This window comes from Pseudomonas sp. MWU16-30316 (genome assembly GCF_020515645.1).
Lineage (GTDB): Bacteria > Pseudomonadota > Gammaproteobacteria > Pseudomonadales > Pseudomonadaceae > Aquipseudomonas > Aquipseudomonas cerasi.
Genome location: NZ_JAIZAZ010000001.1, coordinates 794,366 through 807,379 on the forward strand (window position 1 = coordinate 794,366; position 13,014 = coordinate 807,379).

Sequence of the window (13,014 nt, forward strand, 5' to 3'; positions counted from 1 at the left end):
CACACCGTTAAGGTGGCAGTTTCTGCGGGCTGCACTGTTTCTTTCGACGATGGAGCCTTGCGCTGCTCCTTCAGGTACGAACAGGTCTGGGACTGGCGAAGTCGTCATTTTCAGGCAGTTCGGCAAACACATCCGGAATGTCTGGTGTTTCGCTGTCTTGCCCCTGGCTGTGCTGTTGTGGCAGGGCAGACCAGCGGGTCGTGGGCTCGCGCTGGTTCATCTGTCTGGCAAGAGGCAGGATGCGCTCCAGCGGCTGGGGCCTGCTGAACAGATAACCCTGTACGTAATCACTGCCAAACTGCCTGAGAAACTCCAGTTGATCCTGGGTTTCGACGCCTTCGGTCACGACTTTCAAGCGCAGCGTATGCGCCATGACAAGGATTGCCTGAACGATTTCCATGTCCTGCGGGGACTGGGGGATGTCGATAATGAACGATCGGTCGATCTTCAACGTGTCCAGCGGCAGCCGCTTGAGATAGGCGAGCGACGAGTAACCGGTGCCGAAGTCGTCGATCGACAGGGAAACACCCAGGCTGCGAATGTGTTTGAGCATCAGGATAGTGTTGCTGATGTTGCCCATCAGGGCATTTTCGGTCACTTCCAGTTCCAGCCGTCCAGGCGCTGCGTCAGCATCGGCCAGCGCCCGCTCAACCTCTTCGACCAGTTCGTTGCGGCCCAGCGTCAGCGCTGAGCAGTTGACGGAGATGATCAGCTGTTCCAGCCCTTCCTGATGCAGAGTGCGCAAGTCGTGACAGGCGCGGCGCAGCACCCAGTTATCCAGTTCGGCAATCAGGCCGTTGGCCTCGGCGATGCCGATGAAGCGTGCGGGTACCAGCAAGCCGTGCTGCGGGTGATTCCAGCGCACCAGCGCCTCGAGCTTGGCAACGTGGCCGGTGCGCATGTCGACGATAGGTTGGTAATACACCTGCAGCCCCGTTCCCTCGCGCAGGGCGTTGCGCAGTTCTTCTTCCAGTTGCAGCTCCAGACTGGCCTTGGTCTTGAGGGCCGGATTGAAGAAGTTGACGCCGTTGCGCCCTTTGTCCTTTGACTGGTAAAGCGCGAGGTCTGCGTGCTTGAGCAACTCATCGCAGGTCTCACCGTCACGCGGGAATACGGCAATGCCGATACTAGTAGTCATGACCATGCGCCTTCCTGCCAGCGCGATGGTCTCCTTCATCTTTTGCATGACCCGATGAGCCAGATGGCGGGCCTCTTCGTAGTCCGGAATGCTCAGCAGGATGCAGAATTCATCGCCGCCGAAACGCGCCACCACGTCCTGGGTACGGGTAGCACTGCGGATACGCTCGGCGATCACCTTGAGCAGCTCGTCACCCGCATCATGGCCCAGGCTGTCGTTGATGCGCTTGAAGTGGTCGATGTCCAGAAACATCACCGCAAGCATGCGTTTGTTGAAGGTATGCTCCTGTAGCTTCTCGGCGAAGATCTGATTGAACCCGCGGCGGTTGATCAGGTTGGTCAGCGGGTCGTAATGCGCAACCTGCTGAAGTGAAACGCGTGCCTGATCCAGCTGGGTAAGCAGTGCATTGACCCGCTGCAGATCATGCTCCTTGCCTTGCAGTTTCTTGTCGGCCATTGCCGCGCTGATGCTGCCAGCGATGGTCAGCAGGGCGATGGCCGCGATGGTAAGCCCCAACTGCTGGCTGTTTTCAGTGCTGGGGACGTGTAGCTCAATGCCTTCGGGTATCACCAGCCGCAGCGCCTTCATGCCCATCAGGTGCATGGTCAGCAGGCCTGCGCCCAGCAGAAGGCTGACCGCATAACGGAACATCTGATGAAACATGCCGTGGTACTGGCGCAAGTGCCGGGACAGGGTCAGCAGCGCAATGCTGGAAAGAACCGCGACCAGGATCGACAGGGCGAACATCCGCGGCTCGTAGTACTGCGTAGCGGTAGAGCGCATGGCTGACATGCCGAGGTAATGCATGACGCTGATGCCGATCCCCATCACCACCGCGCTGGTCAGGCAGCGTCTCAGGGTCAGCTCCGGGATGGTCAGCGCCCGCATGGCCACCAGTGCGGTAACCAGTACGATCAGCAGGGAAATCAGCGTGATGGAAAGGTCATAAGTGATTTTGAGCGGCGCCTGGAACGCCAGCATGCTGATGAAGTGCATCGCCCACACGCCACCGGCCAGGCATAACGCGCCCAGCGCCTTCCAGAGGCGACGGCTTTTAAGGGCGTCGACCTGGATGACACGGTCCGCAATGTCCAGCGTGGCAAAGCACGCAGCACAGGCCACGCCGTAAGCCAGCGCGACCAGAAACAGGTTGTGACTGCAGTCGATCAATAATTGCACGTCCGCTGGTGGGCCAGCGAATACGTTCAAACCCAGCCAATCCATAGCTTGCCCTTATCTCACTGCAAGGCCGCCAAGGCCGAAAGCCTGGCGTTCAAAGCTGAGTATAGAAGCTGTTTACAACCTGCAAATGCACGAGGTGCCAATTTGGCATCAAAGTGATGGCTGGCGTGTTTGGTGCGTATCGTTTAGAGGACGCAGAGCGTCCGGAAAGGCATGCCTACGCGGAGCATGGGCACGATAGGGGGTGTTGCGGATATCGCGGAGCAGGGGCGTGGTTACGGGACACATCGTTCCTCACGCTCCAGCGTGGGAATGCCTTTCATGACGCTCTGCGTCATAGCGTGAGCAAGAGCGTCATGCCCATGCGGGGCATGGGCATGACCGGCGGGTGTGTGACCAGCCCTCAGCCTGCGACCAGTACCCGGATCGCTTCCAGACGCAGGGCCGCTTTTTCAAGCATGGCCAGACCCTGTTCACGTTGCGTGCGCAGAGCCACCAGTTCACTGTCGCGCACGGTTGGGTTGACCGCTTGCAATGCCGTCAGGCGGGCCAGTTCTTCTTCGGTGTCGGCTGCCAGGCGACGCTGAGCTTCGGCGACGCGCTCTGCGTGTTTCGGCGTGATTTTCTCTTCGCCCGCGTTGATCCTCGGGGTCAGTTGGTCGCGTTGTGCCTGGATGAACTTGTTGGCGCTGGCACGGGGCACGCTTTCGAGCTGATCGTTGAGCGTATTGAACGACACACGGCTGGCCAGATCGTTGCCATTGGGGTCAAGCAGGCAGCGCAGCGCAGCAGGCGGCAGATAACGCCCCAGTTGCAGCGAGCGAGGCGCAACCACTTCGCTGACGTAGATCAGTTCGAGCAGAACGGTGCCCGGCTTGAGCGCCTTGTTCTTGATCAGTGCCACGGCGGTGTTGCCCATCGAGCCTGACAGCACCAGATCCATGCCGCCTTGCACCATCGGGTGCTCCCAGGTGATGAACTGCATGTCCTCGCGGGACAGCGCCTGATTGCGGTCGTAAGTGATGGTCACGCCTTCGTCGTCGCCCAGCGGGAAGCTGGCGTCGAGCATCTTTTCACTCGGCTTGAGGATCAGGGCGTTTTCCGAGTGGTCCTCGCTGTCGATGCCAAAGGCGTCGAACAGGGTTTCCATGTAGATCGGCAGGCTGAACTGATCGTCCTGGTCGAGGATCGCTTCGACCAGCGCTTCGCCTTCGCCTGCGCCGCCGGAATTGAGTTCCAGCAAACGGTCGCGACCGGTATGCAGTTCGCTTTCCAGGCGCTCGCGTTCGCTGCGGGCTTCATCGATCAGGGTTTGCCACTCGTCGTCGTCACCGCTTTCCAGCAACGGCAGCAGGCGCGGGCCGAACTGATGCTGCAGGGCGTTGCCGGTCGGGCAAGTGTTGAGGAATGCATTGAGCGCTTCGTGATACCACTGGAACAGGCGGGCCTGCGGACTGGTTTCCAAGAACGGGACATGCAGCTCGATGGTGTGCTTCTGGCCGATCCGGTCCAGACGCCCGATACGCTGCTCCAGCAAGTCCGGGTGCGACGGCAGATCGAACAGGACCAGATGGTGGGAGAACTGGAAGTTGCGGCCTTCGCTGCCGATTTCCGAACAGATCAGCACCTGGGCGCCGAACTCTTCGTCTGCAAAGTAGGCCGCGGCTCGGTCGCGCTCGAGGATGTTCATGCCTTCGTGGAAAACCGTGGCGGGGATACCGGAACGCACACGCAGCGCGTCTTCCAGGTCCATGGCGGTTTCGGCATGGGCACAGATGACCAGCACCTTGACGCGCTTGAGCATTTTCAGGGTATCGATCAGCCAGTCGACGCGTGGATCAAAGCGCCACCAGCGCTCTTCCTCGCTGACTTCCGACTGCGACTGGAAGCTGACTTCAGGGTAAAGATCGGCGTGCTCGCCGACCGGCAGTTCGAGGTATTCGACAGGGCAGGGCAGCGGGTATTGATGCAGCTTGCGCTCCGGGAAGCCCTGCACGGCGGCACGGGTGTTGCGGAACAGCACGCGGCCGGTGCCATGACGGTCCAGCAGTTCGCGAATCAGACGCGATTTGGCTTCTTCGTCGCCGGTATTCACCGAGGCCAGCAGCGAATCGCCTTCGGCACCCAGGAAGCCGTGAATGGTTTCCTGCGCCTCGGCAGACAGCTTGCCCTTGTCGAGCAGCTCCTGAACGGCCTGAGCCACCGGGCGATAGTTCTCGCTCTCGGCGCGGAAGGCCTTGAGGTCGTGGAAACGGTTCGGGTCCAGCAGGCGCAGACGGGCAAAGTGGCTGTCCTGGCCCAGTTGTTCCGGCGTCGCGGTCAAGAGCAGTACGCCGGCAATGACTTCGGCCAGTTGTTCGACCAGCGAATATTCGCGGCTGGCCTTGTCTTCGTGCCAGACCAGGTGGTGCGCTTCGTCAACCACCATCAGGTCCCAGCCTGCCGCAAACAGGGCGTCCTGGGCCTTTTCGTCTTCGACCAGCCATTCCAGGGCGACCAGTGCGAGCTGGGTGTCTTCGAACGGGTTGCCGGCATCGCTTTCCATGAAGCGCTCGGCGTCGAACAGCGCGACCTGCAGGTTGAAGCGGCGACGCATTTCCACCAGCCACTGGTGCTGGAGGTTTTCCGGGACCAGAATCAGCACGCGGCTGGCGCGGCCCGACAGCAGTTGGCGATGGATCACCAGACCGGCTTCGATGGTTTTGCCCAGACCCACTTCGTCGGCCAGCAGAACGCGCGGCGCGATACGGTCCGCGACTTCGCGAGCGATGTGCAACTGGTGGGCGATAGGCTGTGCCCGCACGCCACCCAGGCCCCACAGGGAGGACTGCAATTGGCGGCTGGTGTGTTCGAGCGTGTTGTAGCGCAGCGAGAACCATGACAACTGGTCGATCTGGCCGGCAAACAGACGGTCGGTCGCCAGGCGGAACTGGATAAAGTTCGACAGCTGGGTTTCCGGCAGCGTGACCAGTTCGTTCTGCGCGTTCAGGCCGTGGTAGACCAGCAGACCATCGACATCGTCGACTTCGCGAACGGTCATTTTCCAGTTTTCGAAGTGCGTGATCACGTCGCCAGGGGAGAAGCGCACGCGGGTCAGCGGCGCATTACGCAGTGCGTACTGACGTGTTTCGCCAGTGGCCGGATAGAGCACGGTCAACAAGCGGCCGTCCTGTGCCAGAACGGTGCCCAAACCCAGCTCGGCTTCGCTGTCACTAATCCAGCGTTGCCCCGGTTGATACTGCTGCGCCATGCTGCCTGTCTCCCGCTTGAAAAAGCTGAGTATGTTAACGGAACACGCCCCGAAGGCCAAAGGCAGCGTGAAAAAACTCATGGTCAGCGCCGCAACCTATCGAATTTTTGGTTCCATGACACTTATTTCACTGAGAGGGGTCAAAAAAGATCTTATAAACCACCACTGGCTCTTTCAGCCCGGTTCAAGTTGCCTCGTGCACGGCCGAAACCCCGGTAAGAGGAGATAAAACCATGCTGCAACCTATGCTTCCGTTAAGTGTGGTGCCTGTGACATCACAGCTGGATCCGGCCAAACGCATGCCGGACATTCCACCTGTAGCGCCGGTGCAGGAGAGCTCCAGCGAGACCTCCATCGACCTGCGCAATGAAGATACTGAACGCAGCGCGTTGCTGTTGCGTGAAGAGCAACAGCGCCAGCAGCAACAGCAGCAGGCTCATGGCGGCGGAGAAGCCGAGGAATACGTCGGGCTGGTGGTCCCGGGTGATTCGCTGAACGCCGACAACACCGTACCCGTTGTACCGCTTATCGACGACGAGCCGCGCCAGGGGCTTTGGGTGGATATTCAGATCTGATCGCTGCACCGCCCAGGGCTGTACTGGTCACGGGACTGGTCAGGGCTGCTGCGATTGAGCATTATTGGCCCTGATTTCCCGTGTTCGAGAACCGCAAGCCATGAGCGACGATGCACAACTGATCGACCTGGGTGCCGAGCGCGCCAAGCGTATCCACGATCTGAATGACAAGCGCCTCAATGAAGTGCGAAACGCCTTCGAACAGGCGATGCCATTGAGCAGCAAAAAACCGAAGAAAAAGCCCAAAAAACGCTGATCCAGCCGCCACACCCTTGATCTGATCAGTCTGGTTCAGCAACAGCTGATCTGGATCAACTCGCCGTTATGTTCGCTGCCTTAATCTTGTTCCATCGAATGCGTTGTGGGCGGACACGCGCCTGCATGCATTCAATGAGCACGCAAGGCACTTGGGGCGACTTCGGTCGCCCTTTTTTTCGTCTGCATGCCACGCCCTGCATCGAACGCCGGGCGCTATCAGCTCACGGTTTTGGCGCCGGCATTGGCCAGGTCATAGGCTCTGGCGGCTTCGGCGGTCTTGATGTCGCGCTGATAGCTGGGCGTCCAAGCGGTCACCGGTGACTTCTGGGTGAAGCTGACATTGCTGCCGATGTCCTTGAAGTGCGCATCGCCATAGTCATCCAGCACGCCGGAGTTGCTGGCCTTGTTGGAAACATCCACGCCTTTTGCGAAATAGTTGGCCTGCGAGAGGATGGTCGCATCCCCCGTCGCGGTGAAGCCAAGATGGAAGTTGTCGATCGAGTTGTTGTAAACGTCAAAGTCGCCATGCCGCATCAGGCCGGGTGCCCGAACATCCAGGTTGCTGAACACATTGTTGGCGATGGTCATGCGCGGGTAACCCTTGTACTCGGCCTTGGCTTGAGCGGAGTCGTCCGGCTGACCGAGAATCACGCCATATTCGTTGTTCTGGAATTTCGAGTTGGTCAGACTGACGTTGTCTGCCGTCCCGCCGACATAAAGCAGTTTGTCCAGGCCTTTGGCGTTCTGATCCTTGGTGCCTGAATAGGTGTTGTGATCGATCCAGTATTTCTGACCGCTGCTGATGAACATCTGCATGTCACCGTTTTCGCGATAACGGCTGTCGTGGTCGAAGTTCAGATTCTGGAAGATGTCATTGCTGGCGGTCTTGCCGCTGGCCAGGTAGATGTTGTGCAGGCTGTTGCCCTTGTCGGTACCCAGCAGTGTCTTGTTGGCGCCAAAGTTGATGGTCACCTTGCTGTCGGCAGACAGGTTGGCCCCCAGTTTGACAGTACGGGCCTTGTCGTCCTCCATGTACTTCTTGAGGTCCGCTACGGTATTGACCGTGACGACTTCGCCACCATTACCGCCGGTGGTATTCGCCTGTTTGGCGAAGCCGACCATTCCGGACATGTCGGCCCCAGGACCGTTGCCCGCTCGGTGCGCGGGTTGCGCCACTTTTTCTGTGGTCTCAGATCTGTCTGTGGCGGTTGGCAACGTTTTGGCGGGCGCAGGCTGATTGGCGGCTGGCGTATTGCCTTGGGCTGACGCCGAAGTGCGCGTCGTATCAGACGGCGCTGCTGTGGCGTTCTTTTGCAGCGAGACCGGTTTGTCGGTCGGATAATCGTTTTTCACCACGAACGGCTTTTCTGTGTTGCCGGACGATGACGGCGACCCTGAAGAGGGGGCTGATGAAGACTGAAGGGAGGTCGGCGCCTGTTCCCGTTCAGACGGCGCAGGTGCCGGTGTCGAGCCGTCCTGCTGATGCCCTTGTGATCTGGAAAACAGATCCTTGAGGATGGTGCGAATGGCTTCCACCAGCTTGTTCAGCAACAACTCGACGGGGTTTTCAGTTGCACCCGAGGCTGCGTTTGTAGCGGGCGTTTGCGCCCTGGAGCCAAGGCCATTGAACGACGACTGCAACCCTGTTGCCTGCTGCGGCGGGGCGAAGTCGACCAGTTTGCTGCCATTGCCGGACGTTATCTGAGGTGGCGGACTGTTATCGGCTTGCGGGTTTATGCCCTGGGTTGGTTGCCCGGAGACGGGATAATAATTTCGGGTGATCATATTCATGGGTGATTGCCCCGCCTGCAGGAATGAACGATTCGTGATCCGGATAAGGTAGCGCTGGTTTCCTGAGTGGAAAGCGCAGCCAAAACAGTTCCGAGGGCATCATGAATTTGTGTTCAGGTCAGCAGTGGAGCCCGGGCGCGGCCGCAGGCGCGCGCCGGTTCCGGGTATCAGCCGAAAGTGATCTCGGGCAATACGGTCAGGTCGACGGTCTGCTGCTTGCGCGGGGCGAGAATCTCGGCTTCGCCGTCTACAACCAACTCATCGTTCTGATTGAAAACACGGGTGGCGATGCGCACGCGGAATTTCGGCAGTTTTTCCAGGATTTCCAAGCGCACAGTCAGGGTATCGCCCAGTTTCACCGGCTTCTGGAAGGTCATCTGCTGACCGATATAGATGGTGCCGGGGCCAGGCAACTCGCATGCAACCGCCGCACTGATGAGTGCGCCGCTGAACATGCCGTGGGCAATACGCTCCTTGAACATGGTCTTGGAGGCGTATTCGGCGTCCAGGTGGACCGGGTTGTGGTCTCCGGACATGGCGGCGAACAGTTGAATGTCACGCTCTTCCACTGTCTTGCTGTAGCTGGCGGTCTGACCGACTTCAAGAGCTTCGTAAGGCGTGTTGGTGACTTGAGTCATGTGGCTGTCCTGACAATAAAAATGAATTGAAGCGTGCCGGTTCGTGCAATCCGACCTGGCCTTGATTTGTAACACTTGATGACCTGTCGCCGCCAATGCGCAGACAAGATCATTCAGACGCTTGCTGGCGCTTCCCGGATCACATTCAAGGCAAATAATAAGCAAACGCCATGTGAATAAGGCTACTGAGCGATCGGGCAAGTATCTTTACCAGCCCGATTGCCGTGAGCAGTGTATCGCCGACGACAGATTTCAGTCTGAACAGAGACAAGATTCATGCTGCTGATGAGGCCCGGACGATCATTTGCCTGAGACACTTTAACTGCTAACGTCCGCCCAGACCCATGCAGGGAAAAAGGATAAAAATAATGCAAGCTGACTTCTGGGATGACAAGCGTCCGGCGGGTGTCGACGCCGAGGTGGATCTGCAAACCTACCAATCGGTCGTCGAGGTGTTCGAGCGCTGCTGCAGGAAATTCGCCGACCGACCTGCGTTCAGCAACATGGGCGTGACGCTGACCTACGCGGAACTCGAGCGTCACTCCGCCGCCTTCGCCGCGTATCTACAGCAGCATACGCAACTGGTGCCGGGTGATCGCATTGCCGTACAGATGCCCAATATCCTGCAATATCCGATCGCCGTATTCGGTGCGATGCGCGCCGGTCTGACGGTGGTCAACACCAACCCGTTGTACACCGCACGCGAGATGCGCCATCAATTCAAGGACTCTGGTGCCAGAGCGCTGGTTTACCTCAACCTGTTCGGCAAGCTGGTGCAGGAAGTGCTGCCGGACACGGCCATCGAATACCTGATCGAAGTAAAAATGGGCGACATGCAGTCGGCGGCCAAGGGCTGGCTGGTCAATACCATTGTCGACAAGGTCAAGAAGATGGTCCCCGAATTCCATCTGCCTCAGGCCGTCGGCTTCAAGCGCGCTCTGCGCCTGGGGCGCGAGAGGCGCATGCAGGTCGTACCGCGAGGTCTGCAGGATGTTGCCGTTCTGCAATACACCGGTGGCACCACGGGGCTGGCCAAAGGCGCGATGCTCACCCATGGCAATCTGGTCGCCAACATGCAGCAAGTCTATGCCTGCATGCGCCAGCAAGGACCGCAAGGCGGATCGCTGTTTGAAGAGGGCAAGGAGGTGATGATTGCGCCGTTGCCGCTCTATCACATCTATGCGTTCACGGCGAACTGCATGTGCATGATGATCAGCGGCAATCACAACATCCTGATCACCAACCCTCGCGATATCGGCGGCTTCATCAAGGAGCTGGGCAAGTGGCGCTTCACTGCCATGATCGGCCTCAACACGCTGTTCGTGGCGCTCATGAACCACCCGGAATTCAAGAATCTGGATTTCTCGGCGCTGAAAAGCACCAACTCCGGTGGCACTGCACTGGTCAAGGCCACGGCCGAGCGCTGGGCGCAGATCACCGGCTGCACGATCGTCGAAGGTTACGGCCTGACCGAGACGTCGCCTGTCGCCAGCGCCAATCCCTATGGCGCCCTGGCACGCCTGGGAACCGTGGGCATTCCCGTGCCCGGCACCGCGATGAAAGTCATTGATGACGATGGCATCGAGTTGCCTTTCGGCGAGCGTGGCGAGCTGTGTATCAAGGGGCCGCAGGTCATGAAAGGCTACTGGAACCAGCCTGATGCCACGGCCGAATGCCTGGACGCCGAAGGCTGGTTCAAGACCGGTGACATTGCCGTGATTGGCGCTGACGGGTTCGTCAGTATTGTCGACCGCAAGAAAGACTTGATCATCGTGTCCGGCTTCAACGTCTACCCCAATGAAATCGAAGACGTGGTCATGGCCCATCCGAAAGTCGCCAACTGCGCCTGTATCGGCGTGCCGGACGAGCGCTCGGGGGAGGCCGTGAAGCTGTTCGTGGTGGCGCGAGACCCGCAGCTGAGCATTGAAGAGCTCAAGGCCTTCTGCAAAGAGAATTTCACCGGCTACAAGGTGCCCAGACAGATCGTTCTGCGTGATTCATTGCCGATGACTCCGGTGGGCAAGATTCTGCGACGCGAGCTTCGGGACATTGCCTGACCCTTTAATCGTCTCCATGTGTGTACCTGGCCCCGTTTGCAGAACGCTGTAAACGGGGTCAGTTTTTTTCGGAAACAGGCGATTATATTGATTGGCCGCTCTGTTCCGGTACTTTCGACGTAATGATGAAAATTTATTAAATGAATTTAAAGTGACTGTTTGTTAGTTTCTGGTCGTATTCGTGACTGTGTGGCCTGCTTCTGCCTCTAGTCGGCCTTTGGCAAAGCTGCTACTCTCGGCGCGCTTTTTGATCAGTCATAAAGCGAAAAAGCGTCTACTGCATAATTCCAAGCACAAGAAAATCATCGCTTCAGGCGATGTGAAGAATTCGCTATCGCTACGGAGCCGACTGAATGATTGATAACTTCTGGAAGGACAAGTACCCGTCCGGTATCCCTGCCGATATCAACCCCGACGAGTACCCTAACGTCCAGGCGGTCCTGAAGCAGTCCTGCCAGCGCTTCGCCGACAAGCCGGCGTTCAGCAACCTGGGCAAGACCATCACCTACGGCGAACTGTATGAGCTGTCCGGCGCGTTTGCCGCCTGGATTCAGCAACATACCGACCTGCAGCCGGGTGACCGTATCGCCGTGCAGCTACCCAACGTATTGCAGTACCCGATTGCCGTCTTTGGTGCGATTCGCGCCGGGCTGATCGTGGTCAACACCAACCCGCTGTACACCGCGCGGGAAATGGAACACCAGTTCAACGACTCCGGTGCCAAGGCGCTGGTGTGTCTGGCAAACATGGCCCATCTGGCCGAGAAGGTCGTACCCAAGACGCAGATCAGGCAGGTGATTGTCACCGAAGTGGCCGACATGCTGTCGCCGTTCAAGCGCTTGCTGATCAATAGCGTCATCAAGTACGTGAAGAAGATGGTCCCGGCCTATCACTTGCCCAAGGCCATCAAATTCAACGATGTGCTTGGCAAGGGCCGTGGTCAGCCAGTGACCGACGTGTCGCCCGGCAGCGCCGATGTTGCCGTGCTGCAGTACACCGGCGGCACCACCGGGGTGGCCAAGGGGGCAATGCTGACGCACCGCAACCTGATCGCCAACATGCTGCAATGCCGCGCGCTGATGGCGTCAAATCTGGGCGAAGGCTGTGAAATCATCATCACGCCGCTGCCGCTGTATCACATCTATGCCTTCACCTTTCATTGCATGGCGATGATGCTGCTTGGCAATCACAACATCCTGATCAGCAACCCGCGTGACCTGCCGGCCATGGTCAAGGAGCTTTCGAAATGGAAGTTCAGCGGCTTTGTCGGCCTTAACACGCTGTTCGTGGCCCTGTGCAATAACGAAGGCTTCCGCAACCTCGATTTCTCGGCGTTGAAAGTCACCTTGTCCGGTGGCATGGCCCTGCAGCAGGCCGCCGCCGAGCGCTGGAAGCAGGTGACGGGCTGCCAGGTCTGCGAAGGCTATGGCATGACCGAGACCAGCCCGGTGGCCACGGTCAATCCCGCTCAGGACGTGCAGATGGGCAGCATCGGCATTCCCGTCCCGTCGACCCTGTGCAAGGTCATCGACGATGCGGGCAACGAACTGGCGTTCGGTGAAACCGGCGAGCTGTGCATCAAGGGGCCGCAGGTCATGAAGGGCTACTGGCAGCGCCAGGAAGCGACCGATGAAATGATCGACAGCGAAGGCTGGCTGAAGACCGGTGACATCGCGATCATCCAGCCTGATGGCTACATCCGGATTGTCGATCGCAAGAAAGACATGATCCTGATCTCCGGTTTCAACGTGTACCCCAACGAACTGGAAGACGTGCTGGCGACACTTCCCGGCGTGCTTCAATGCGCGGCCATCGGCGTACCGGACGAAAAATCGGGCGAAACCATCAAGGTTTTCGTGGTGGCCAAACCGGGCGTGACCCTGACCAAGGATAAGGTCATGGAGCACATGCGCGCCAACCTGACCGGCTACAAAGTGCCACGCAGCGTCGAATTTCGCGACGTGCTGCCAACCACCAACGTCGGCAAGATCCTGCGTCGTGAGCTGCGTGACGAGGAATTGAAGAAGCTGGGTGTGAAGAAGTAGGGTGGAGCGTCCAGAACGGCGTGCGACGCGGAGCGCCGCACGATAGTTGCGATTATCGTTCCCTACGCTCCAGCGTGGGA

Annotated in this window: 8 protein-coding genes; 4 read left to right on the forward strand and 4 right to left on the reverse strand. The window is 58.8% G+C overall.

Annotated features, from left to right (window positions below):
* Positions 1–70: 70 nt before the first annotated feature.
* Positions 71–2,362, reverse strand: a complete 2,292-nt coding sequence (locus LCH65_RS03765) for a bifunctional diguanylate cyclase/phosphodiesterase (RefSeq protein ID WP_129485302.1) — start codon at positions 2,360–2,362, stop codon at positions 71–73.
* Positions 2,363–2,723: 361 nt separating this feature from the next.
* Positions 2,724–5,570: an RNA polymerase-associated protein RapA gene (rapA, locus tag LCH65_RS03770; protein ID WP_003363488.1), complete on the reverse strand. Its 2,847-nt coding sequence runs from the start codon at positions 5,568–5,570 to the stop codon at positions 2,724–2,726.
* Between the two features lie 233 nt (positions 5,571–5,803).
* Here rapA and LCH65_RS03775 point away from each other — a divergent pair, with 233 nt between their 5' ends.
* Positions 5,804–6,145, forward strand: coding sequence for a hypothetical protein (locus LCH65_RS03775; protein ID WP_003363486.1), 342 nt, complete (start codon positions 5,804–5,806; stop codon positions 6,143–6,145).
* Positions 6,146–6,245: 100 nt separating this feature from the next.
* On the forward strand, positions 6,246–6,401 hold the full coding sequence (locus LCH65_RS03780; protein WP_002554798.1) for a hypothetical protein: 156 nt from the start codon (positions 6,246–6,248) through the stop codon (positions 6,399–6,401).
* Positions 6,402–6,619: 218 nt separating this feature from the next.
* Here the strand turns inward: LCH65_RS03780 and LCH65_RS03785 are convergent, their stop codons facing one another.
* Entirely contained in the window at positions 6,620–8,194 is a 1,575-nt protein-coding gene (locus LCH65_RS03785; RefSeq protein WP_226439161.1) for a type III helper protein HopAK1, read from the reverse strand.
* Between the two features lie 167 nt (positions 8,195–8,361).
* Positions 8,362–8,832, reverse strand: a complete 471-nt coding sequence (locus LCH65_RS03790) for a MaoC family dehydratase (protein ID WP_003363482.1) — start codon at positions 8,830–8,832, stop codon at positions 8,362–8,364.
* Positions 8,833–9,200: 368 nt separating this feature from the next.
* On the opposite strand from LCH65_RS03790, the gene fadD2 reads away from it, so the two are divergent.
* Together fadD2 and fadD1 are read left to right on the forward strand one after the other, a co-directional pair.
* A complete protein-coding gene (fadD2, locus tag LCH65_RS03795) occupies positions 9,201–10,889 on the forward strand; it encodes a long-chain-fatty-acid--CoA ligase FadD2 (RefSeq protein ID WP_226439162.1) in 1,689 nt (562 codons plus the stop codon).
* Positions 10,890–11,242: 353 nt separating this feature from the next.
* Complete coding sequence (fadD1, locus tag LCH65_RS03800; RefSeq protein WP_003431149.1) at positions 11,243–12,934, forward strand: long-chain-fatty-acid--CoA ligase FadD1; 1,692 nt, start codon at positions 11,243–11,245, stop codon at positions 12,932–12,934.
* The last annotated feature ends 80 nt before the right edge of the window (positions 12,935–13,014 follow it).